Origin of the sequence: Bradyrhizobium sp. BR 10261, assembly GCF_019455395.1 — a bacterium.
In the GTDB taxonomy this organism is placed as follows: Bacteria; Pseudomonadota; Alphaproteobacteria; order Rhizobiales; family Xanthobacteraceae; genus Bradyrhizobium; species Bradyrhizobium manausense.
This window is the reverse complement of sequence record NZ_JACOFQ010000004.1, coordinates 79,747-103,036: the sequence shown is the minus strand read 5'-3', so window position 1 is coordinate 103,036 and position 23,290 is coordinate 79,747. Positions and strand designations below refer to the sequence as shown.

Here is a 23,290-nt window from a genome sequence, read left to right as displayed (position 1 = left end):
GCGATTGACGATAGCAGGAAGAGCATTGGTGCGGAGTGAGGATGCCGCGAGCTAAGCGAGAGCTAAAGATTGCTATAAGTCTGGTTTACTACGTCCTCCGAAGCATTATGCGGTGCTTGCTCCGCCTTGCCGGACGATCGAGCGCGCAGCGGCTTACGATCCTGTATTATCATGGTGTCCTCCCTGGAGAGCGGACTGCCTTTGCGCGTCAGATGGAGACGCTTCACCGCGCGGCGCGGGTGATCCCGACATCGTACAGGGGGAAACTCCCTCCGGGAAAGAAATGCGTTGCAATAACGTTCGACGACGCGTTCACCAGCGTTGCTGAAAATGCACTTCCAGAGCTAGTCAAACATTCCTTTCATGCGACAATATTCGTCCCGGTGGGGTGGTTAGGGCGAACGCCAGGATGGGCAATGGAGGAAGACGCCTTGGCACGCCCCTCCGCTGCTGGACCCAAGGTTTCCGAGTTGGTGATGTCGTCGGACGATTTGAAGGCGCTCCCGGCCTCTCTTGTCTCGCTCGGGTCTCACAGCATGACGCATCCTCCAATTTCCACATTGGATGCCGAGCGAGCGAGAACAGAAATCGCCGACTCGCGCCAGCAATTGGCTGAATTGAGCGGGCGGGAGATTCTCGAGTTTTCGTTTCCTTATGGTGACTATAACGCGTCCGCCCTGGCGACGTGCCGCGCAGCAGGCTATCAGGTCGCGTATTCGATCAAACCTCAGGAAGTTGATCCCGCTGCTTCCGAGTTCTTGCGCGGACGCACGAAGGTCGATCCGTCGGACAGTCCAATCGAGTTCTATCTGAAATTCAATGGCGCGTACGAATGGTCTAGCTATGCTTCTCTCTTGATGAACGCGTTCCGATGGGCCTGCCGGAGGCCGGTGTCAAAAATCGAAGTCCAAGCGCGGTGAGCCCCTGTTTGAAGGACCTTTACTCAACCGTGAAATTTTGGCCGGCCTGTCTCGCCCCTAATTCCAGCCAATAGTCCCTCTGCAGCAGCTCTGAAATTCTTAGAGGACATGGCAAAGAGATAGGTGATTGCGTAGGCGCAGCCAAAGAAGAGTCCCAACGGAAAATACCGATGCCAGTGCATGCGAACGAAATGAAGGTTGTTCCGGCTTTCGAGGTAGACTGAAAGCCGAGATCTCTCGGCACGCAGACGGGCCGACCCGATCGTCGTGCCGCCCTTATGAGGTACGATCGAGTCCGGCGCATACCCTAACCCGTATCGCTTGGCGCGCATGGACCAGTCCGCATCCTCGTAATACAGGAAGAATCGCTCGTCCATTCTGCCAATTTTTTCGAGACAGGCTCGCGTGACATACATTGATCCCCCTGCGATGCAGTCCAGATCGCCCTCGATCGAGCTGAGATCCACCGATGCGCCCGCCTCTTCCCCCAGGCCAATAAAAGCAAGGCTGGTTCGTAACTTGCGCCAGCGGTGACCGGCGCGGCAATAGACGTAGTTGTGGTCAGCAGATGACACGATGGTACTGCCGACCATGCCTTTGCGGCCGGCGACGGCGCGATCTGTGAGAGCTTGCAAAGCGCGAGGATGAGGCTCGGAGTCCGGATTCAAGACCCAGATTCCGGCCCAGCCCGCGCTTGATAGCAGCCGGTCGATCCAAATGTTGAGCCCCCCAGCGTAGCCAAGATTCTCCGCAGCGCAGCCCAACCATACGCGCGCGCCTCTACCCTTCAGGGCCAAGAGTTTGACCTCGGCCAACCGTCCCGATGGGGTGATCAAGGCATCTTGTGCCAACTCGCCCGAAATCGGCCTGCAGGCCCCCTGAGGGGCCACCAATCTCTCACACAGTTCGCGAAATGCGCCGGGGCCGCCATTTTCACATATGAAGACGTCGAAACGAGGTTCTTCGGTCAACTGGGCGAGGGCGGCTAGACAGGCTTGTACGTCCTCCGGATTGCGAAAGCTGACGATCAGGATTGCCACTCGAAACGGATCTGCGTCAATCACACGACACTCCAACTGTATCTGTAACGCCGACCGTCTCCGCATTCAGCAGCGCAAATCCGTTGCACGGACCCGGTAACGTCGACCGCATTTCGTCGCTCCTTCCTTTCGCGGGCTTTCTGGAGAAACCCGCAATGTTTACTCTGTTTCAATCGATGCGGCACGAACCCGCGTCGACTAGGGCGCGAGCGCGCCGGCCAAGAACGAGCGTTGTCTCGTCCTCCACGACACGTATGCGCGCCAGAGCAGCACGGACAAGGGCAGCAGACAGGTTGCGGAGAATAACATGCGCGTTGTCCAGGTTGGATTGGGCGCCGACCAGATCATAAGGCCGAATAAGCTGACCGAGGCCAAGCTGAAAACCATGCACTGGAGAATGATGCGTCCGGAAGATCTTAAGCTCGTGAAGGCGACCCAGTGAAAGACAGCAATGGAAATGATATCGCCGAACAGTCTTCCGGCCAGAACCGACTCTGGGGCGGGGTGCGTTACAACCAAGAGCGCGCCAGCAACGACGCCGAGGCCGACGGTGGCATTTGCGAACGCGAGTTTCGCCGTCTCACCTAAGCTCAGCAGAAGTATGGTATGAGCTCCGCGATACGTCGAGAGGAACACGATTCCCGTGATGAGAACGCGCCATGATGGTGGGACGGAGTAGTGGTTGCCGTAGATGAGCGGGGCCAAGAAATCGAGCGTCAGGCCGACCGCAGCAGCATAAGCGAAGGCAAGAAGCGAAAAGAGCCACAGCAACCAGGTGAACGAAGCAAGCTGCCGCTCCGGCGTGCCTTGACTACGCACCATCATCGACATTCCAAGGGTGCCAAAAATTTCGAACATCGGCGATATCGGGGTCTGTGCGAGACCGACCACGACCGCGTACACCGCAAGCGACTCCACGCCGAGTTTGCCGGCCACAAGGAGCCGGTCCGCCTGGCTTATTAACGCGAGCGCAATTCCGTTCGCGGTCAGCGGTAAACCATACTTAAGCACCTCCCGAATAAACCGCGGAGGGGCACGCCACTCATAGTCAAAGGGAGAAAGCAAATGGCTCAAGACGACCAGCAAGAATGCCTCCCCGGCCAACGATATCAGAATGATCCGATGATCCGGCACCCAGGACACCGCTAGAATCGCGATAGCAAACCCCGCTATGCTGCTCACGCAAACCGAAAGGGCTTGGGGGCGATATTCGTAGTCCCTCTGGATTTGATAGACGCCCAAATGATAGAGCGACCGTACTAATGGAATGAACGCGGCAAGCAGGAAGCTTCCCCAGAATTGAGGCACGCCGAACATCGCGCTCAGCGGAACGCAAAACGAGGCGAGAGGGATCGAGATCACCAGCCCTCGCAGGAGCTGTAGCCCATGCGCCGCTGCCAGGAACTCGCGAGCCTCTGGTCCCGATCTGACAAGCACCACATGATTCAAGCCAACCTCGGAGATCATCTCCGAAGTCGTAATCACGACAGCGATTGCGATCGCTATGCCGAGTTCTGCTGGGGCAAGAAAATGAGACAGCAGGATAGTTCGAAAGAACCGGGATGAGAATCCGACCAGCGGGGCTGCCGCAGCCAACGACAAACGGCGGGTCCATGGGCCGATTTCGAATCCAAGTTTCATGAGACGTATACCTGCGTGCGATGAACAGAAGCTGCCAACCAAGGCGCTCCTCTCAGCACGCGTAAGAACAGGAAAACTTGCCCACTGAATCTAAATCCGAGCTCGCTCCCGCCGCTGTCGCACAGTCGCGCTTGTGCTAGTCGGAGTTGATTCAGTATGGGGATGCATCGCGGAGGTTCCCGCCTCGAGTTTGATTCTCGCATGAGCCCAGACGATGCCCACCCCTTCGGGGTCCAATGAATTAAATGACGATTTGATATTAATATCTTGATCCATTAGTTTCAACTGGTATAATTATATTTGAATTAAATAGATCGGAGGAGGGTACGTGACCTTACAGGATCTGGTGATCCACAATTACCGTCAGGCGCTTGCGAGAGTCGGGTTGGATCATCTTGCTCCCTCGCCGGAGAACGTGTGGCCTTACGTGAAGCACCTAAACCCGTCGCCGCGGCACGGCTCGGGCGAGAGCATGGAGCAGCTCTTCTACAGTCATACTGGGCGGCTCGCCCACAAATGGCATCACTATCATCGCATTTACGATCGTCATTTGGAAAGATTTCGCGGAACTTCCGTGAAATTCCTCGAAATCGGCGTCAGCCATGGCGGATCGCTGCAGATCTGGAGCAAGTACTTCGGACCGAACGCCACCATCTTCGGGATTGATGTCGATCCACGCTGCTCCGTCGTGGACGACCCGCCCTCGATCAACGTGCGAATTGGCTCACAAAGCGATGTGCAATTTCTGCGGTCCGTGGTCGCCGAAATGGGCGGCGTCGATATCGTACTCGACGATGGAAGCCACTGGGTGCCGCACCAGCGAGCAAGCTTTGAAGCCCTGTTCCCGCTGATCTCGGCGCGCGGTGTCTATATTGTCGAGGACCTGCAGACCAACTACTGGCGTGGACGTTACGAGGGAGGTTGGCGCCGCCGCTCGACCTTTTTGGAGCAGATGAAAGACCTCGTCGACGACATGCACAAATGGTGGCACACGAGGCCGCAGCGGCTGCCTGACGCGCATCGGTTCGTTGATGCGGTGCACTTCTACAATGCGATGGTGGTGATCGAGAAGGAGCCGCAAGACAAGCCATCCTCGATACAAATTGGCGAGCCGTCGTTTGTCGATCCTTTCACCGCTCGGGTTGACGAGCCAATTGAGTGAGGGCGTCCTTTATCGTCGCCTGCTCTGAGAACCAACTGCGCGACCCCGATAATGGACCGATTTGGCCTTGCAAGCAGGCTTGCTCTGATCAGCTTCATGGGCGTGCTGAGTTCCATCACGACGATGAGCGCGCGGGGAAGCACCTACTATATCTCCGCCGAGGGCTCCGATCTGAACGGCGGCACCGATAAGGACAATCCCTGGCAGCATGCGCCGGGTATGCCGGATTGCAACGCCGCTTGTTCGGCGGCCACTCCAAAACCCGGCGATCGCTTCATTTTTCGGGGCCGCGACACGTGGCATACGTCTGTAGGCAAGGTTCGCGGAATGCCCTGGATGTGGACCTGGAGTGGGATGACCACGGATCACGTCTACATAGGAGTGGACAACACCTGGTTCAGCGGTTCGTCCTGGGCGCGTCCGATCCTGCACATGGACAATCCATCGAGTACGGAGAGGCCGGAAAGCTGCAGCTACGACGATTCGGACATAACCGGCGTAAGTCTCGAGAACGTGCGGTACGTCGATTTTGACGGCTTCGAATTTACAGGAAAGTGCTGGGGTGGGACCCCGCGGGGAGCTTCGATTTTTCGCAGCGGCTCCTACATCACCGTTTCGAACTCATACTTTCACGGTTGGACGATGACGGCGCATGCCGGCAACGATACTCACTACATGATTTCGGGTGCGGGAAGCGGAACAACGGGCAACGTTGTTGCATCGAATGTCTTTGATGGATCGGATTCGTCCTTGGGGACAACGCCAGGGAAGTCCAGCGGTTTTGCGATTTACGCCGAGTGCTATGAGGTGCATGGCAATGTCTTTCGTCACGTCTCCAACGGAGCTGTGTGTTCGAACCTGACCCATGTTCACGAGAATCTCTTTGAGTATATGTACAACCCGGTTGAGCGGCATTTTGCTCACGGCAATGTTGTGGAATCTCTTGGAGGGCTCGAGCAGGGAACGACATATTTCTATAACAACGTCGTTCGGCATACCGCTGAGGGAGTGACGGTTTGGCTGCAAGCATCGATTTTATATGTCTTCAACAATGTCTTTTATGATATCGGCAATCCAGTTAACTGCCTGATGCAGAACCCGCCGGGCTTTAGGGCCGGCGCTGGCGTCGCCGCCTCCTACATCTACAACAATACATTCGAATCGCCCTGCCATCTTACTTTCAACGCTGCCAACAGCACTACGCCTTCATGGTCCGGCTCGGTCTATTTCGGAAACAACCACCTCGTCGGATACTCAAGTGTTGCCGCTGGCATAGGATGCCGCTCCGCGGCGAGCTGCTATCTTAATGACCAAGGCGGCAATGTCCTTCAAAATAAGGCGAAAGCCGCGGCCGAGGGCTACACGACCGCAAACGGCTACGCTCCCGCCTCTGGGAGTGCTGCGACAATCGGTCGTGCCCTCAACTTATCGGCGATGTGCCCGTCTGTCCCCGCGCTCTGCAGCACCACGAGTTTCGGTGCAATCGATAGGCCGGACCGCACCGTAATCCATCCCGCAATTCCCGTTCTCTCACGACCGAGCGATCATCCCTGGAACGCGGGAGCCTTTTAGCGGAGTTGCGCGCCATGCGAGGAATGACGGAGAGTGTACATGTTACAACGTGACCCATATTTGGAGCTTCTGAAGAAGACCCTGACAGGCTATGTATTCCCCGAATCTGCCTGGCAGCTGATGGAGCCAAGGGATGGCGAGCGGTCGCCCAAAGCGGCCCTCCGTAACCGGGTGCTTAGGTTCGCTGGACGGAACGGGATTCGGCTCATGAAGGCCAATCGCTTCGATCCAGAAAGGCGAGAATATGGCGAGGATTGGCCCAGCATTGCTTACACGATGGTGGGCCTGAAACGTCTGGACAACGTGCAAGCTGCGATCCGGCAGGTCGTTGAAGAAAATATTCCTGGCGATATCGTTGAATGTGGTGTTTGGCGCGGCGGTTGCGCAATTTTCGCAAAGGCGGCTTTAAGGTGTTACGGTGCAAATGACCGTATCCTCTGGGCCGCTGACAGCTTCCAGGGAATGCCCAAGCCGAACCCAGACAAGTATTCGGCTGATACCAGTGCGCCCGATCTCTCGAATTCCGAGTACCTCGAGGCATCTCTCGAAGCGGTCCGCGCGAATTTTCAGCGTTTCGATCTGCTCGATGAGAACGTGCGTTTTCTCAAGGGTTGGTTCGGCCAGACACTTCCCACCGCTCCAATCGACCGGATTGCTGTCCTCCGTGCGGATGGGGATCTGTATGAATCGACAATGGACATTCTGACTAACCTGTACGACCGTATGTCTCCGCGCGGATTCGTGATCATCGATGACTATCATTCTTGGCCAGAATGCAAGAAGGCTGTTGACGAGTTTCGTGGCTCGAGAGACATAAGAGCGCCACTGGAGCCCATAGATCGCATGGCTGTCTTCTGGCGGGTCAGCCACTGATGACGGCGTCGTAACAACCACAGGCGCGACAGGCTGGGGCAACAAGGCGTCCTCGATGACGCCTCCGAAGCATCATCTATCCCGCGATTCCAATTCGCTCACGGCCGGAGAAGGTCCCTGGAACGTTGGGGACTATTAGCGGGTCGAGGATATAACGTGGTGCAGCCCGCTCGCATCATCGAAGGTCAGCCGGCGAGCGTTGGAGCACTGCTCCCGAAGAGAGGCGCGGATTCCGATGCAGAGTCCCCAAAACAACCAAACATTGTTCCAATAATGAACTGTCAGCCCCACGAACATGAGCACGACGAGGCTCAAGGTGAATGCGGTGCAAAGCTGACCGACGTAGGGATCATTCGAAGTGCGGGCGTAAATCTGCCGCGAAGGCCAGAATGAGGCAACATTTGCAAGGAGCAGAGGGATTATCGAGGGAATTCCGAACCGAATGATCATGACGAGCCAGGTGGAATCGACTGAAACGTTCCCGAAGAAATCCTCTGCGGGCGCGTAGCTATCGAATCCGTACCCGACGTAGGGCGACAGGCCAATATAGTAGAACGCAGTGTCCCAGGTGGCGACCCGGAAATAGCCGGTGGATGGATCGAGCGTCAGATTTGCGACAATCCATGACACCGGCCTGTTTGCAACCAAGAAGACAACCAAGAGGAGGGTGAACATGGCCGCGGTTAGAACCTGCCATCGGCAGCGGATGCCATGGAGGAGCCCATCGTAGAGCCGGACAAAGATCGCGATCAAGAAAGCGATTAGCGGTGCGGACGACATTGCGAGCAGGCATCCAAAGAAACACAGGCTGCCATAGCAAACTCTACCAAGGGACGTGCGTTCGGAGTACAAGAAGATGGCCCCGGCCGCAGCGCAGAACGTGCCGAATAAGATCGGATGAGGAAATGTCGAAAATGCGCGCAGCCAGCCGTATCGGTATTCATATCCCGGAATGGGTAAGCCAAACAGCACAAAGCCCACGTGAGTCTGGCTCAATTGCTCGATGCTTGCGAGGGCGATTAAAACGATGCAAATGAGTTTGAGCGCTCGAATAAATGTTTCCAGCGCTGGACGGCCAAAGATATAGGACCGCGCCACCAGGTAGCCGCCCCCGAATTCGGTTATCAGCGCGGCCGTCGACGACCATGACTGGTCCGTCTGGGATACGGCGATCAACAGCCAGGCACAAAACGCACATGTAATTATATCAGGTGCGCCCCGATGCCGGCCTCTTTGCAACAGTTCGACCGCTGCGGGGAACACCAGCAGCGCGATCACCAGCCGAGCGATTGTGAACTTTGCGCCCGCTAGGAAGAAAGTCATGTTTGAGTGAACGGCAAGGCCTATCACGACAGCCCAGATGGCGAAGCTGTTCGGGCTGTTCGGCGCAACCGGAATGGCAGCCTGAGCATCAGGCGAAAAATGACGATCGAACTGCACCCTACTGATGCTCCGGGCTGACAATCTGCAAGCCTCCTCAAATACCGATTTTAAAAAAACGACCGTTGATCTTTATTTTATTATATAATACATTTTTATTTATTGTGGAAATTAAATCTCTGATCGGGCTGAGGTCGAGCTTGAGGTCGCAATGGCGTGGTCCGTACAGATCTGCTGTGTCGCAAACAACAATGCTATCTTGACGCGAAATCTGAAGTCGTCGCCGGACGTGGCCAAATGCCGGGTGCCACTTTCGGTGATATGGGGCGCGAAGGCCGCGTCAGTTGCTTATCGCGAGGCCATTCAAGCAGCTCGTGCGGAGATTGTCGTTTTCGCCCATCAGGACGTCTATTTTCCAGAGGGCTGGTTCTCCAGACTGGAATCCGTCTGCGAGCGGCTGAGTTTAGCCGATCCATCTTGGGCCGTAGCCGGTCTATGCGGCATGACAAACGAGGGCGAATTCGTCGGACACCTCTGGGATGCCGGGCTGGGTGCCGTATGCGGGGGATCGTTCAGCTCCCCCCGAATCGTAACCAGTCTCGACGAAGTGGTCTTGATCGTACGCCGCGCGTCAGGGATCATCTTTGATCCGGCATTGCCGTCGTTCCATCTCTACGGGACCGATATCGTGCTTGAAGCACATCGAGCCGGCATGAAGTCCTACGTCGTCGATCTGCCGGTCATTCACAACAGCAAGGCCGGCGTTCGCTTGGACAAAACCTATATTGCCGCCTATCGCTTTATGGTTCGCAAATGGAGAGCACTGCTTCCGTTGCCGACGGTCATCGTTCGGCTGACGACCAATCCTTGGCCGCTGCTGTTGCGCCGCCTGCGCCTGAGATACAAGGCCATTTTTCGGGCCTCCACATTGCGTCCCATGGTTGAATCGCCCGAGTTGGTCGCGAGACAACTCGGATTTGCCAAGACGCTGGAGGATCGCGTTTGAACGATCTCTCTGGAACGATTGCGTTGCAGTCGACTGGCAGCCCGGTCGCCGCCGCTGCGCCCCCGTCGATGACCATCGTGGTGTGCATCGAATCGGGGTTATTGGAGCCGCTCACGCTGCGAATGGTCGAGAGCTTGCGCCGATTTGGCGGCCGCTTTGCGAGTCTGGACGTGGTTGCTGTAACCCCTCGCTTCACCCCGCCTCTCGCACCGACGACGCGCCGCCGTATGGCGGAATTGGGGATTGATCACTTGCGCGTGCATCCGAGGGATCCGTACGCTTGGCACCACTACATGAACAAGCCGGAAGCGCTCGCGGCTGTCGAGGCACGCACCCGGAGCAATGCAATCGCCTGGCTCGACAGTGACATTCTCTTCTTGCGTGAGCCGAATGAACTTGAGTTGCCGGATGGGGTCGATTTCATCGCGGCTGCTCCGGACGCAGGCGTGATCGGGTCGGCTGGAGCGGGAGATACTAACGACTCGTTCTGGGGACGATCCGCGGCGCTCGTAGGCAAGAGGCTTGACGATTTGCCGTGGTTGCGCACCAGCGACGGGCGCCTCATTCGGTTCTACGTGAACTCCGGCGTGTTTGTTTATCGCCGCGCAACCGGCTTTGGTCGCGCGTATCTTGCCAACTGCAAGAAGTTCTTGGAGTTGAAGGTGGCAAGGACGCATTCCCAAGTGCATTTCCTGGACCAGGTGATGCTCGGCTTAACAGTCATCGAGCGCGGTCTAAGCTGGAAGATGCTACCGGCCTCAAGCAACTTCCCTGTTTGTGGTGCTTTGCCCGACAACTACGAACCCTCCAAAGTCGCCGACGTGAGTGTTCTCCATTTTCACGATTCGATGGGTCGTGCGCTCTGGGGGAAGCTCCTCGATAGCCTGGGACCGGACCATGATCGGGTGCGCGCCTGGCTCGAACCGCAGGGCCCGATAGAGTTGCCGCCGTCGGGCCTGTGTTCGCTCATGCGGGGAGCGCTCCGTGTAACCCGCGGTGTGCGGAGACAAGTGTTCTACGCGCGCTCCGGATTTAGCAAAGCCAGCAGCAGGGCAGGATCGACTTGCTGATCGAAAGTTGGCGCCGGCGGCGGGCTTGCCGGAGCAAGCTTGTCCACAAGGTGGAGGAGGTGGATCGTGGGAATCGACTTGACTGGTCTCAGGGCCTTAAACTTCGCAAATCGCGTCTACAAATTCAATTTTCGAAAGACCGCAACATTGGGCCGGCACGAGATCCATTTCTGGAAGCAGGAATTCGATACCGTGCGGAAGGGTTTCGGCTTCGAATATGACCAGTCGCTCGCGGTAGGTTCGTTCTGCGAACCTCTTCTCAAAAAGCTGGGTGCCGAAGACATCACCTCCATCGATGCGTCCGGCTTCGAAGGTGCATCGCTGGTTCACGATTTCAATCTGCCAGTTCCGGAAACGCTGCACAATCAATTCGATGCGTTCCTGGATTTCGGCTCAATCGAGCATATTTTCAATGTAGCACAAGTGATCGATAACATCGTCAAGTTGGTCAAGCCTGGTGGCCAGGTCCTGATCGCTACCAACGCGAACGGGTTTCCGTCACATGGCTTGTTTCAGTATTCTCCGGAATTCTTCTATAGCGTCTTCAGCGAACGGAACGGCTTCCGGAACACATGCGTTTTTCTGGTCAATACGTCTCGTCCGAAGCTGTGGCATCTCATCGAACAACCAGCCCGTCTCAAGCGCAGGAACCAGCTCCCGTTTGCAAGTCAAATGAGCTTGGTGGTCCTCTCCACCAAAGTAAGCTGCGCGGATAAATTGCACGTGGTCCAGTCCGATTATGATGATACCTGGGCGAGGTTCGATACGGGCAATTGGACCCGTTGGAATCCCGAGCATATCTCGACGTGGAAGAAAGTGCTGCACGGAGTAGTCAACCCGTACGCTTACAAAATGGCGTCGCAGCTCGCTTTGGCCTTTGAGGTACGACAGCAGTACAGAGCCGATCGCATCCTGCTGGACCCGGACAATGTCGATCCAGCAAGATTCAAGAGGGATGGCAGTTCTCGAGCCGGCTCCGAGGCATACGGCGCGGCCGTGGAAGCGCATTGATGGCGGGAAGGAGAACGCGGGTCGGCATCACCAAATCCGGCCTCCTCATGCAGGCCGCCGGTTCGCGTGAACTCGGCTCGACCGACCGTGGCGGACCACTTGACGGCAAGTCCAGGCGCGAACTTGCGCGGTTCGGCTCAGGCTCACGCCCACGGCTGCTGGCGCCGGAGGAACGGAGGACGCGCCGGAGCCGATCCTGGCGGCACCAACAGGCCAATTTGTGGGCCGGAGCGCTCTTGGCCGGATTGATCATTGCCCTTCCAGATCGCTGTGATGCGCGGGATGCGAAGCCAGTCGCTCGACCTGATGCTGAACGCGGAACGACGACCGGAATTGCGACGGGCATCCAAGCCGGGCCGACTGGCTCCGCCCAGAAGGATGATCATCCTCCAGAGCCCGGGGCTTGTGCCGACCAGCATCCGCTTCTCCTGAGCAAATACAGGAAACGGCCGGACTGGCCAGTCGCTGGTGTCGACTTTTGCGTGGGCTACGCGGTGGAGACCGTCTTGAAGGACCCTGCAACGATCTCGCTCGACGGTGCCTCAGTCGATAAGAGGAATCATATTGTCACCTTGACCGGCAGTAACGTTACCCTTGACGGCTATGACTTCTCGCTTGACGGCGGCTGGCAGGTGCGGGTGAAGGCTTCCGGGAGCAGAATCGTGAACTCAAAGTTCGTCGTTGGCTCCAACGATCTTCTACCGATCGTAGGCAGTCCGGAGGCCTCGCACCTGGATATTAGTCATTGCACGATTGACGGCGCGGAGCACGACCCTCCTCCTTGGGGAACAATGGTCGCATATAGTGGGGTCGACCTCACCATCGAATACTCCTGGCTGAAGAATTCCGGCGGCGACATGATTCAGCAGATCGGCGGTACTGGTTCTATCGTCATCGAGCACAATCTCATCGAGAATGGCGGCTTGAGTCCGGGGACACACGGTGACTACACGCAGCTCGAAGGCGGTCCGTTCACCGTCGCCATCAACTACAATACGACGCTGCAGAGTCGCGGCGCCACGCAAGGCCTAATGACCGAGTACGTCGCGGAAGGTGAAATCGGCCACAATACGATGATCGGAACAGTCAGTTACTTCGTGTCGGTGGACCTGTCATCAATCAGAACAACGTTCACGGTTCATGACAACTATTTCGATCCTCGAGGTTACGGATTTGCCTATCCTTCGCGCAATACCGGAACGCCGAACGACTCCAACCCGAAATCAATCTTCACCAACAACGTGAATATGCGTACGGGTGTCGTGCTGCAGGACGCCGTGCGTCGGTGAGTGTCTGTAGACCGCCGCCCCGATTGGTAGGTCCAATCGTTCGAGGAAACCAGATTGGTCGAGTATCTGGGAAAAGATCGGATTGCTATAAACGATGTAGAGTTCGTGGTCGTTCTGCTCGAGCACGCTTCTTAAATTGTCGAGCATGCGCTTGAGGACGTCCTTTCCGAATGGATTATAGAGGAAGAGCACAGTGTCCTCGGTCGGAAATCGATAGGATGCGGCGTCGGCAAGGACTGAGGATATGTCCTGACATCTGGGCGCCATGAGTCTGCTTATATTTTCGGCCGCAATCGCGTTCAGTTCGGCGGCGAACTCGATTCCCAGCACGCGCCGAAACGGGTATTCCGAGGCCACGAGCAAGGTCAGACCCTTGCCGGAGCCTACGTCGATGTACACAAAGCGTTCGAGTGGGATCTGCAGGATTTCGATGGCTCTCCGCACGAAATCCGGGTCGGATGCCTGATACCGCACTCCTTCCGCATGATGAGGGCTCCGGATCTGCAGTTTCCAAAGAGGAATCGTCCCAGCGGTATCGGTTCCGTAACGACGATCGAAAGCGCTTTGCGCTTGCTTGGGAATGGAGAGGCGTCGCACATGCTCGATGCCGCCCTTCACGAACGACGCGAAGCCGTCCTGACGGAGCTTCTGCATACCAAACCGCAGCAGTGTTCTGAGCTGGCTGCGTCCGCTGGTCTCCTCAGACATGTTACAACTCGCGTGCTGGGATAGAGGGCGGTCCTGGCGGGTTGCCGGGGCTTGCAGGCACCGACACAAATATAGCAGGTAAATTATTAATTAAAATAATGCGACCCGCTTTAATCTCCGCGGAATATGTTGTTTAATTTGAAGCCAGGATTTCAGCCATTGTGCGAGCTAACATGGTCTCAGCGGGATACAGGGGGGTCGACCGGGCCGGTTACGTCGCCCAGGGTCCGAGTTCGGGGAACCGTGTTTCTAAAGACGCGGCCAACGACCGCGTCCTGCACGCGGAATCCATGCGAACTACGGCTGTAAGAACGGACGAGGCTGCGCCGCGCCACATCGAGATTCTCCGAACCCGGCTGGAAATCGAAGCGCTTCGGAAGTTTTGGAACGCATGCAATCCACCGCGAGACGCCGATCTCGAGTTTTTCTTGTTCATTTCCGACATCTATCCTGAGGTCGAGCGGCCACATGTCTTGGTTCTCTACGAGGGCGGCGCTCCAAAAGCTCTTCTCGTGGGCCGACTTGAACGGGTTCGCTTACCCCTGCGGCTCGGATATCTCCCGCTCCCTAGTCCGACCGTTCGGATGATTCAAATCGTGCATGGCGGCTGGTTGGGAGCACTCTCCGAAATCAACGCCAAGCTCCTCGTGGAAGGTTTAATTGGCTCGCTCGCGGCGGGAGAGGCCGACGTAGCGTCCTTGCATTCGCCTGATCTTGCTTGCTCCGTCGCTCGGTACGCTCGAACTCTGCCGTCGTGGTGGTGTTCGGACCACACGGTCAGGCCGGAGGCGAGGCGCGTACGCGAGCTTTTGCCGGAAGCCGGCCCATTCTTGCGCAGCCTTTCTCAGAACGAGCGATACCAGCAGCGAAAGCGCGAGCGAAACCTGAGAAGCAGCTTTGGCGAGCCGTTGATCGAGATCTTTACCCGGCCGACCGAGGTCGATCGGCTGATGCGTGACGCCGAGACGGTCGCCTGCAGGTCTTATCAGAGGGGCCTTCACGTAGGCTTCTCGGATACTCCGGTCATTCGCAATCGTCTGCGGTTCGAAGCTGAAAGGGGCTGGTTACAGGGATATGTTCTCTACCTCAACGGCGACCCGGTGGCTTTCTGGATCGGTTCCCTGCGCAACGGTGTTTTCCTTAGTGAGTACCTATCATTTGATCCGGCATATACGAAGTATGCTCCCGGAATGTATCTGATGTTGGTCGTGATGGAGAAACTGCATGACGGTCCCAGTCATGCTCCCGTGCGACTTGTCGATTTCGGCATCGGCGATGCCCCGTATAAGGCACGATTGGCCACTCGTCATTGGCAGGAATCGACGGTTCTCGTCTTCAGTCCGCGGTTGAGGTCCGTTTCGACTAATGCGCTACGTTTGTCTGTCGCGATGGCGAACCGGTGGATGAAGGAGGCACTGCGCTTCACACCCTGGCTCTCGACGTTGAAACGGAGGTGGCGCGCCCGGGTGATGAGCGATGAGTGAGGGGGCGGAGACATCGGTGCATTCTACCCTGGGCCAGAAGTTCGAATTGCCCCGCGAGGCGCGCAACAGCGAAGCGGCTGATTCCGCCCTAAGTCGGGCAAGCCCGGCGCCGCCACCACATGATAAGCACGACCTTGGCGATGCGGCCGCATTGGGTGTGTTGATCCCGCTCCCTCTGAACGGGATGGGCGTTGGCTATACATGCAGCTCCCTTGCCCGCTGGATGGCGGACGAGCGGATCGAAGTCACGGTCGTCACATCCCGTAACGAGCTCGCGCTGCCTTCAATTAAGGTGATCGAGACTTTGCCGCGCTGGGCTCGACATCTGCCTTACCGTTGGATTCGCGGCTATGCGGGTCACAGGATCGAGCAGGACTTCCTTTCATGTTTTGAACAGCGCCGATTGCGAAAGCTCGCGGCTAACCTTTGGCCTGATGCGTCGCTTGGGACAATCCATGAGCTGAAGCGGCGAGGCGTGACTGTTTTTCGAGAGCAGTTCAATTGCCACACGGCTACGGCCAAAAGGATTCTGGACCAAGCATATGGGCGCCTTGGTGTTGAACCAGCACACAAGATCACGGCTGAGACTGTCGAAGGCGAGAGGCGCGTCTTGGACGCGGTGGACTATGTTTTCTGTCCGAGCCCTTTGGTGCGAAGCTCATTGCTCGAGAATGGTATTCCGGCACGCAAGCTGCTGGACACCACCTATGGATGGGATCCCGAGCGGTTCGCAGGACCGCAAAGGCCTCTCGCGCCAGCCGAAGGCATCACGGCTCTTTTCGTAGGCGCGATCTGTGTGCGTAAAGGTGCTCATTTACTGTTGGACTACTGGCAGCAAAGCGGCATCAAGGGGCGCCTGGTGCTGGCCGGTGAACTGGAGCCGATCATCAAGGAAAAATATGGGCTCCTGTTCGGAAGGGATGACATCGTTGTTCTCGACTACTCCAAAGATGTTGGTGCACTCTACAAGTCTGCCGATATGTTCCTGTTTCCATCTCTGGAAGAGGGAAGCCCTCTGGTGATCTACGAGGCGTGCGGTTGTGGGCTGCCGACGGTAACATCTCCGATGGGGGCTGGCAGGATCGTGCGGCACGACTGCGAAGGATTTGTAATCGATCCCTACGATGCAGCAGGCTGGTGTGCGACACTTCGTAAGTTGGCCGCGGACGCGGTATTGAGGCGGCGTATGTCAAATGCTGCCTTCGAGCGTGCGCGATTATACAGTTGGGAGCAGGTGGCAGCCGCCCGGCGGCAACTGATATTTGACGCCCTCCGCGCGACTTCACAATCGGGGGCTGAAAGGTCGTAGGTCAAGCCCCGGTCCGGCGTCGTCCGCTGCTCTCACTGCTTCGGCTGTTTTCGCGATCTTCCGCAGATTGGCTTCCAGATCTGAGACAATGTCGTGCAGCAGATGTGCTGCAAGTGGATCTGTGACCTCGCGCTCTAGGATGCGGTAACGCGCGATTTGCAACTCCTGCTCATTACTTTGGCGCTCTGTCATCGTGTTGCACCCTCGAAAAGGCTACCCGGATGTGACCCCTTCAGTCGTCTATTGGGCGAAGTGCTTCTCGTTTCGGCCGCCATTTCTTCGTCGTGCCCTGAGGCCGGAAAGAAATTCTAGTAGAACGCGACGGCAATTCGAGTTTCCTTGCGCCAGACCACCGCGCAGCGCCTCCGCTCGCCTTCCGGAAGCAGAGTGAGCGCAAATTCCTCCGGAACGCTGCGAGCTTCACGACAGTCGAGGGCTGCACCAAACGGAGAAATGCTCCGGATGTTGCACTCCGTCTGCGAGCGTCCAAAGCTAATCAAGCCCGGATGTGCCGATCGGGGTTTGTTCTCATTCATGACGTGCTCCTAATTGTGAGACTCCGGCTGTTGCTGGGAGTAGCGCACGGAATGGCCCGGCTCCGCAGCTCGGGAGATCGAAGAATAATAACACGTCCACGGTTCCGGTTAAATAATTAATTGTTTAATTTGTGGCAATAAATGTAGGTATCGCGATATTCGGTGGCGTTCCGACGTGCCAGTTCTCCATTTGGGTTCGCCAAGTGGTTGACGCAAGCTATTGAGAATAAAGACATTCAGGTTGCTTCCGGGTCGCCATGTGCTTCTCGATCGACGAGCCCGGACCTTTAACTGGAGATAGAATCAAATAGATGGATTTTTAAAATTAAACCGTCCGGGGCTTTGTTCCCCTTCTGATAATGGGGGGCGGATAGCAGTCGTAGCGACGCGACCACGTTGCGCCCGCGAGCGGCAGTTCATTTGAGCTGTTCATTTGCATACTAAAGGAACGTGCGCCCGCAGCCGGCGGGTCGCGTGCCTAGTGTGAAGCAATCGGTCGCTGCTTGACTCGTTGTCGATTCGACCGGCCGTCACGCCCATGAGTATCTCAGCAGCATCTGGGCGGATCTCCGGTTAGAAACGGTGGCGCAATCGCAACAAATTGTGGCGGCTCGTGTTCGCTCTATTTCATCTGAACAGGTTTTACTCTTGCGTTTTAGAAGCAGACGCCTGCGAAGCAAGATTAAATGAATCCAGATTGCGACAGGTCGAATCCGATCTGGTTGATGATGCGGATCTTTCTCGGAAATTTCATTGTGAGTCACAATCTCGATCCCCGGATTCATACGGTATTTCAAATTGAACTGTGAGCCATTGTCTGGTGGCGGTGAGCCAGTATTCGGCGTTTTGATAATTTAATTTTCTGGTGTGACGTGCCTACCAAAACATCACCCTAGCACAGCCCCGATGTCGTCCAAAAAAAGCCCGCGGTGCCGGCGCAATAGTCTGCCCGCCGGTCCTGACGTGGTCGGCTCGAAAAGAAGCAAGACAGCATGGCGCTCGGGAGCATCCTCGGATGAGCACATGTTGAGGGGAAATAGACATCTGGAGAACAGCTAGAATGGCGCTTAACGACGGCTCAGCTAATGCACCGGTTGGATCACCACAGCTTCCGAGCTTGCTAGACTCTTACGGCGCTAGCCGCCCTGCATGGAGTGTGGCCGGCGTGGATTATCATGTTGGGGTGCCGCAGGGTTTGGCACTCAAGGATCCCTCGACGATTTCGATGGCCGGTGTTTCGGTTGACACGACCAATCACGTGGTGACGGTCTCCGGCAGCAATGTCACTCTTGATGGCTACGACTTTTCGGGCGGCGGTGGCTGGCAAGTAAGTGTCGATGCCGCGAACACGAAGATCCTCAATTCCAATTTCGTCGTCGGCTCCAACAACTACACGCCGATTGTTGGTACCGAACAGGCGTCCAACCTGAGTGTGTCCAATTGCACGATTGACGGGGCAGGACACGACGCGGGAGTGTCGGGCACTCTGTTCTTGTATAGCGGCACCAACTTCAGCATCGACCACTCGTGGCTGAAGAATGCTGGCGGGGACACGATCCAGCAGACTGGTGGCTCCGGCTCCATCGTCATCGAACACAATCTTATCCAGGATGGCGGCCTGAGCCCGACATCTCACGGGGACCTGACGCAGTTCGAGGGCGGCCCATTCACGCTTGCCATGAACTACAATACGACTGTCGAAAACAACGGTGAGACCCAGGGACTGTACACCGAGTTCATCTCTCAAGGGCAGATTACCCACAACACGATGCTCGGTAACCAGAGCTACTTTACGTCAATCGATACCCAATCCCTCACCGGAACCCTGACAGTCCAGGACAACTATTACGACCCGTCCAAAGCGTACGGTTTTGCCTATGAGGGCGGCTCGAGTCCGTTGGCTGTTCTTGATCATAACGTGGATATGACGAGCGGAACGCCCGCTACCACCGTCACAGGCACGTCCACTGCCACGGTCGCGCCCGCTCCGACTGACACGACCACGGCTACTCCGACTGACACGGTGACCGGCACTCCGACTCACCCGTCGACGGCTACTCCGACTGATACGACGGCGGGCACCCCGACCGACACGTCTACGGGTTCTACGGCCGACGCGACGACCGGCACTCCGACTGACCCGTCGACGGCTACTCCGTCTGATACGACGGCGGGCACTCCGACTCACACGTCTACGGGCACTCCGACCGACACGACGACCGGCACGCCGACCGACACGGTTACCGGCGCTCCGACGGATTCGTCGGACGGTCCAACGGAAACCGCTACGGTTGCTCCGAATGCTCCGGTGCTAGTGAGCGATTCGATCGTTCATCATCATGCAACCGTGTCGGGAACGGCCGATCCGGGCACGACCGTGCAGCTCTACGAAGGCACAACGCTGCTCGGCTCGGGGACAACGGACGGTGATGGAAACTGGAGCGTAAGGACCTCTGCCCTCAAGGCCGGGTCACACACCTTCACTGCGACGGCTACGGATGAGGCGGGCAACACGAGTGCCTTGTCTGATCCGCTGGATCCCACTGTCGGTTCGCATAGCGGCTCGCACGGCCAACATGCCAGTACGATCGCCGAGCCGAGCGGCAGCCAGGTCAGTCCGAGCGGTGGTGCTCAGACGGCTGGCAGCGATGGTCTTTCCGGCACGGGAAGCACAGACACGTTCGTCTTCCACGGCAACTTCGGCCACCAAGTCGGAGCTTCCACGGCCGCCGGAGCTGGCCCCGATCAGCTCCAGGCTCACAACAGCGCATTCGACAGTTTTGCCAGCATCCTGTCGCATGCGGCCCAGTCGGGCCACGACGCCGTTGGTCCAACCGGGATTGACACGCTCGCGCTGAAGACCATGAAAGTCGATGCATCTCACAGCCACGACTTCCATTTCGCCTAACCGACAAGCGTAACGACTCAACTCTGCCTTGGGGATGGTCTCGCAAAGGCACGGTTCAGGGGCAAGTGCTATGAGTGATATTGGATGGCGGGGGGTGATCCCCCCGCCGCGGAAGCTTCGCCGAGCGCAGTTCTCAGCGATGGCGAAGTGCCTTGAATATTTCGCGGAGGTCTCCGCTGTCGCTGGCCGCTTCCTCCATGAAGCCGAACTCCGTTCTCGCACTGCCGAGCTGATCGGCTGGACGAAGCAGGTGCTGGAAGCGGTTAGGCTGCGACTGTTCTCAGATCAACAACGGGCCGGCGAGCATTATGACGAGCCGAGCTCCGAGATCTCATCGGTCTTGCGTTCTTGCCGTCTGGTCTTTTGGGCGCTGGCGGCGTTCAGCGGCATGAGCAATCTGTTGATGCTGACCGGATCGTTTTTCATGCTCCAGGTTTACGATCGGGTGCTTCCCGGCCGCAGCATCCCGACCTTGATTGCACTCATTGCGCTGGCAATCACGCTTTATCTGTTTCAGGGCGGGCTCGATCTCGTGAGGAGCCGCATCAGTGTCCGCGTCGGCCGCTACCTGGATGAGCGTCTGGGCATCCGCGTGTTTGATGCGATTGTGCGGCTTCCTCTTCGAACCAAGGCGGACGCCGATGGTTTGCAGCCGCTGCGGGATCTCGATCAGGTGCGCAGCTTCCTATCCGGGGGCGGTCCGGCTGCGCTGTTCGACTTGCCCTGGATGCCCCTTTATCTCGGCATCTGCTTTCTCTTCCATTTTTGGATCGGCGTGACCGCTCTGATTGGAGCGTTCGTTCTGGTCGGCATTACCGTGGCCACCGAGACGCGGACGCGCGGACCGGCCAAGGCATTTTCGCGTCTGGCGGTCTCGCGCAGCGCCTTGGCTCTGGAGGGCCGACGAAATGCCGAGGTTCTGCAGGCCATGGGAATGCGCCGGCAGGCAGCGCTGCGATGGCAAGACGTCAATGCGAAATATCTTGCGGCTCACGAGCGGGCGAGCGACATTGCTGCCGGCCTCGGAGGCGCCTCCAAGATCTTTCGTGCGATCTTGCAATCATCGGTTCTCGCTGTCGGCGCCGTGCTGGTTATCAATCAGGAATCGACGGCCGGCATTATCATCGCGGGATCCATCCTCACGGCTCGGGCGCTTGCGCCTGTCGAAACGGCGATTGCGAATTGGAAGGGATTTGTCGCGGCACGTCAGTCGGGACATCGGCTGGACGGCCTGCTGAAGCTTCTTCCGGCCGAGGAAGAGCGACTGGCTTTGCCGGCGCCGACCGGAACGCTCACGGTCGAGCACCTCTATGTTGCCCCGCCAAATTCCGAGAGGGCAACTCTCAGTGAAATTTCATTCCAGCTGCGAAGTGGAGAGGCGGTCGGTATCATCGGTCCAAGCGGATCGGGAAAATCGACCCTGGCCCGAGCATTGGTCGGGGTGTGGCCGTCTCTTCGCGGCAGGGTCAAGCTCGACAATGCCGCGCTCGAGCACTGGTCAGCCGAGGCGCTTGGCAAGCACATCGGTTATTTGCCCCAGGACGTTGAACTTTTTGACGGAAGCATTGCGATGAACATCGCGCGGTTCGATCCGCAAGCGACTGCCGCGGCGGTCCTGGAAGCGTCGCGCGCGGCAGGCGTGCATGATCTCGTCCTCTCGCTTCCCGACGCCTACAGCACGAAAATCGGGCAGGGCGGCATGGCACTGTCGGCCGGTCAGCGACAGCGTATTGGACTTGCACGCGCGTTCTATGGAAATCCCTTCCTGGTCGTGCTCGACGAGCCATCCTCGAATCTGGATTCGGACGGTGAAGAGGCGCTGAGCAAAGCAATTATGAACGTTCGTCTGCGCGGCGGCATCGTCGTGATTGTCGCGCATCGTCCGAAGGCGCTCGAGGCCGTTGACCATGTGCTCGCGGTCGGGGAGGGACGGCTCCAATCTTTTGGAAAGCGAGAAGAGGTTCTCAGGAAGGTGCTGCGCACGCCTATACCTCTCAAGGTCGTCGCCGAGGGGCATGGGAGATAGGTGATGAGCAGCCAGATCGCTCCTGCGATGCAATCAATGCAGCGTTACATGATTCTGGGCGCGGTCATGTTCGGCTGCGTGATCTTCGGTATGGGCGGCTGGGCAACGACCACCCAGTTGTCGGGCGCGGTCATTGCCCAGGGACTTGTGGTGGTCGATTCCAGCGTGAAAAAAGTTCAGCACGCGACGGGCGGCATTGTCGGCGAGTTGCGTGTTCGGGAGGGAGATCGCGTCAACGCCGGAGACATCCTGATCCGGCTTGACGAGACCCAAACCCTGGCAAATGCGACCATTGTCACGAAAAGCCTGGACGAACTCCTTGCGCGCCAGGCGCGACTGGAAGCCGAGCGCGATGGTGCCGATCAGATCGTCTTTCCCAAAGTGCTCCTCGATCGGACCAAAGAGAGCAGTTCCGAAGCAAGTCGTGCGATCGCAGCGGAGCGTACGCTGTTCAATCTGCGGCGTCAGGCGAGAGGCGGCCAGAGGGCCCAGTTGGAGGAGAAGAGCTCCCAGCTGGAAAATGAGATCAAAGGCTATTCCGGACAGGCTGAGGCCAAGCAGAAGGAGGTCGATCTGATCCGCCAGGAGCTGGAAGGCGTACGCTCGCTTTGGCAGAAGAATCTGGTCCCGATCACGCGGCTCAACTCGCTCGAGCGGGATAGCGCCCGTCTCGAAGGCGAGCGCAGCCAGCTGGCGGGAATGATTGCCCAGTCGAAAGGCAAGATTGCGGAGATCGGACTGCAGATCATCCAGATCGATCAAGACTTGCGAACAGAGGTCGGCAAAGACCTGATCGATACCCGCTCGAAACTATCGGAGCTTTCGGAACGCAAGACGGCAGCGGTCGATCAGCTCAATCGCATTGATATTCGGGCACCGCAGTCCGGCCGTGTTCACGAGCTCAGCGTGCACACCGTTGGCGGCGTCATCGGCCCGGGCGAGCAAATCATGCTGATTGTTCCGGACGCCGACACACTCGCGGTCGAGGTCAGGATTGCTCCGCGCGACATCGACCAAGTCTATGTCGGCCAAATCGCCACGATGCGCTTTGCTGCATTCAACCAGAAGACCACCCCGGAAATTGATGGGGAAGTCAGTCTGGTGTCCGCCGATATCACCCAGGACCAGCGCAGCGGGACCAGCTACTACACCGGCCGGGTGCTGCTTAAGCCGGAGGAAGTGGCGAAATTGGGATCCGCCAAGTTGCTGCCTGGCATGCCGGTTGAGGTGTTCATCAAGACGCCGGGAAGGACCGCGTTGTCTTACCTCTTGAAACCATTGCGGGACCAGGCCGAACACGCCCTGAAGGAACGATAACCGGACATGGCAGGGTGAGCCGCCGGTGCCGCAATTGG

The 23,290-nt window shown here is 57.6% G+C and carries 19 protein-coding genes; 13 read left to right on the top strand and 6 right to left on the bottom strand.

Annotation, left to right across the window (positions count from 1 at the left end):
* Nucleotides 1-41: 41 nt before the first annotated feature.
* Complete coding sequence (locus tag HYH07_RS05875; protein ID WP_312016647.1) at nucleotides 42-920, top strand: polysaccharide deacetylase family protein; 879 nt, start codon at nucleotides 42-44, stop codon at nucleotides 918-920.
* Nucleotides 921-943: 23 nt separating this feature from the next.
* Here HYH07_RS05875 and HYH07_RS05870 read toward each other — a convergent pair whose 3' ends face one another.
* Complete coding sequence (locus HYH07_RS05870; RefSeq protein WP_312016646.1) at nucleotides 944-1,984, bottom strand: glycosyltransferase family 2 protein; 1,041 nt, start codon at nucleotides 1,982-1,984, stop codon at nucleotides 944-946.
* A gap of 174 nt (nucleotides 1,985-2,158) precedes the next feature.
* Nucleotides 2,159-3,601 (bottom strand): oligosaccharide flippase family protein, encoded by a 1,443-nt coding sequence (locus HYH07_RS05865; protein ID WP_220001595.1) that lies wholly within the window; start codon nucleotides 3,599-3,601, stop codon nucleotides 2,159-2,161.
* Between the two features lie 328 nt (nucleotides 3,602-3,929).
* Between HYH07_RS05865 and HYH07_RS05860 the strand changes: the two genes are divergently transcribed.
* Genes HYH07_RS05860 through HYH07_RS05850 form a run of 3 tightly spaced genes read left to right on the top strand, consistent with a single transcriptional unit; the run spans nucleotide 3,930 to nucleotide 7,208 of the window.
* Nucleotides 3,930-4,763, top strand: a complete 834-nt coding sequence (locus HYH07_RS05860; RefSeq protein WP_220001594.1) for a class I SAM-dependent methyltransferase — start codon at nucleotides 3,930-3,932, stop codon at nucleotides 4,761-4,763.
* A gap of 51 nt (nucleotides 4,764-4,814) precedes the next feature.
* Nucleotides 4,815-6,335, top strand: coding sequence for a hypothetical protein (locus HYH07_RS05855; protein WP_220001593.1), 1,521 nt, complete (start codon nucleotides 4,815-4,817; stop codon nucleotides 6,333-6,335).
* Nucleotides 6,336-6,374: 39 nt separating this feature from the next.
* The gene (locus HYH07_RS05850) at nucleotides 6,375-7,208 is read left to right on the top strand and encodes a TylF/MycF/NovP-related O-methyltransferase (protein ID WP_220001592.1); all 834 of its coding nucleotides are present in this window, start codon (nucleotides 6,375-6,377) and stop codon (nucleotides 7,206-7,208) included.
* 135 nt (nucleotides 7,209-7,343) lie between these two features.
* On the opposite strand, the gene HYH07_RS05845 is transcribed toward HYH07_RS05850, so the two are convergent.
* Entirely contained in the window at nucleotides 7,344-8,648 is a 1,305-nt protein-coding gene (locus HYH07_RS05845) for an O-antigen ligase (RefSeq protein WP_220001591.1), read from the bottom strand.
* Nucleotides 8,649-8,799: 151 nt separating this feature from the next.
* Here HYH07_RS05845 and HYH07_RS05840 point away from each other — a divergent pair, with 151 nt between their 5' ends.
* The 4 genes from HYH07_RS05840 (at nucleotide 8,800) to HYH07_RS05825 (ending at nucleotide 12,964) form a co-directional block, all read left to right on the top strand.
* Nucleotides 8,800-9,594, top strand: coding sequence for a glycosyltransferase family 2 protein (locus HYH07_RS05840; RefSeq protein WP_220001590.1), 795 nt, complete (start codon nucleotides 8,800-8,802; stop codon nucleotides 9,592-9,594).
* Nucleotides 9,591-10,664: a hypothetical protein gene (locus tag HYH07_RS05835; RefSeq protein ID WP_220001589.1), complete on the top strand. Its 1,074-nt coding sequence runs from the start codon at nucleotides 9,591-9,593 to the stop codon at nucleotides 10,662-10,664. The genes HYH07_RS05840 and HYH07_RS05835 overlap by 4 nt, the downstream gene beginning before the upstream one ends.
* 66 nt (nucleotides 10,665-10,730) lie before the next feature.
* Nucleotides 10,731-11,675, top strand: a complete 945-nt coding sequence (locus HYH07_RS05830) for a bifunctional 2-polyprenyl-6-hydroxyphenol methylase/3-demethylubiquinol 3-O-methyltransferase UbiG (RefSeq protein WP_220001588.1) — start codon at nucleotides 10,731-10,733, stop codon at nucleotides 11,673-11,675.
* A 236-nt stretch (nucleotides 11,676-11,911) separates the two neighbouring features.
* The gene (locus HYH07_RS05825; RefSeq protein WP_220001587.1) at nucleotides 11,912-12,964 is read left to right on the top strand and encodes a right-handed parallel beta-helix repeat-containing protein; all 1,053 of its coding nucleotides are present in this window, start codon (nucleotides 11,912-11,914) and stop codon (nucleotides 12,962-12,964) included.
* Here HYH07_RS05825 and HYH07_RS05820 read toward each other — a convergent pair.
* Together HYH07_RS05820 and HYH07_RS05815 are read right to left on the bottom strand one after the other, a co-directional pair.
* Nucleotides 12,899-13,672: a class I SAM-dependent methyltransferase gene (locus HYH07_RS05820; RefSeq protein WP_220001586.1), complete on the bottom strand. Its 774-nt coding sequence runs from the start codon at nucleotides 13,670-13,672 to the stop codon at nucleotides 12,899-12,901. The genes HYH07_RS05825 and HYH07_RS05820 overlap by 66 nt on opposite strands.
* Nucleotides 13,673-13,851: 179 nt before the next feature.
* A complete protein-coding gene (locus HYH07_RS05815; RefSeq protein ID WP_220001585.1) occupies nucleotides 13,852-14,142 on the bottom strand; it encodes a hypothetical protein in 291 nt (96 codons plus the stop codon).
* 114 nt (nucleotides 14,143-14,256) lie between these two features.
* On the opposite strand from HYH07_RS05815, the gene HYH07_RS05810 reads away from it, so the two are divergent.
* Together HYH07_RS05810 and HYH07_RS05805 are read left to right on the top strand one after the other, a co-directional pair.
* On the top strand, nucleotides 14,257-15,156 hold the full coding sequence (locus tag HYH07_RS05810; protein ID WP_220001584.1) for a GNAT family N-acetyltransferase: 900 nt from the start codon (nucleotides 14,257-14,259) through the stop codon (nucleotides 15,154-15,156).
* Between the two features lie 16 nt (nucleotides 15,157-15,172).
* On the top strand, nucleotides 15,173-16,465 hold the full coding sequence (locus tag HYH07_RS05805) for a glycosyltransferase family 4 protein (protein WP_220001583.1): 1,293 nt from the start codon (nucleotides 15,173-15,175) through the stop codon (nucleotides 16,463-16,465).
* Between the two features lie 308 nt (nucleotides 16,466-16,773).
* Here the strand turns inward: HYH07_RS05805 and HYH07_RS05800 are convergent, their stop codons facing one another.
* Nucleotides 16,774-17,001, bottom strand: coding sequence for a PilZ domain-containing protein (locus tag HYH07_RS05800; RefSeq protein ID WP_220001582.1), 228 nt, complete (start codon nucleotides 16,999-17,001; stop codon nucleotides 16,774-16,776).
* A gap of 1,165 nt (nucleotides 17,002-18,166) precedes the next feature.
* On the opposite strand from HYH07_RS05800, the gene HYH07_RS36715 reads away from it, so the two are divergent.
* The 3 genes from HYH07_RS36715 (at nucleotide 18,167) to HYH07_RS05785 (ending at nucleotide 23,252) form a co-directional block, all read left to right on the top strand.
* Nucleotides 18,167-19,909, top strand: a complete 1,743-nt coding sequence (locus HYH07_RS36715) for an Ig-like domain-containing protein (protein WP_220001581.1) — start codon at nucleotides 18,167-18,169, stop codon at nucleotides 19,907-19,909.
* Between the two features lie 70 nt (nucleotides 19,910-19,979).
* Nucleotides 19,980-21,935, top strand: a complete 1,956-nt coding sequence (locus HYH07_RS05790; protein WP_220001580.1) for a type I secretion system permease/ATPase — start codon at nucleotides 19,980-19,982, stop codon at nucleotides 21,933-21,935.
* Nucleotides 21,936-21,938: 3 nt separating this feature from the next.
* Entirely contained in the window at nucleotides 21,939-23,252 is a 1,314-nt protein-coding gene (locus HYH07_RS05785) for an HlyD family type I secretion periplasmic adaptor subunit (RefSeq protein WP_220001579.1), read from the top strand.
* Nucleotides 23,253-23,290 lie beyond the last annotated feature (38 nt).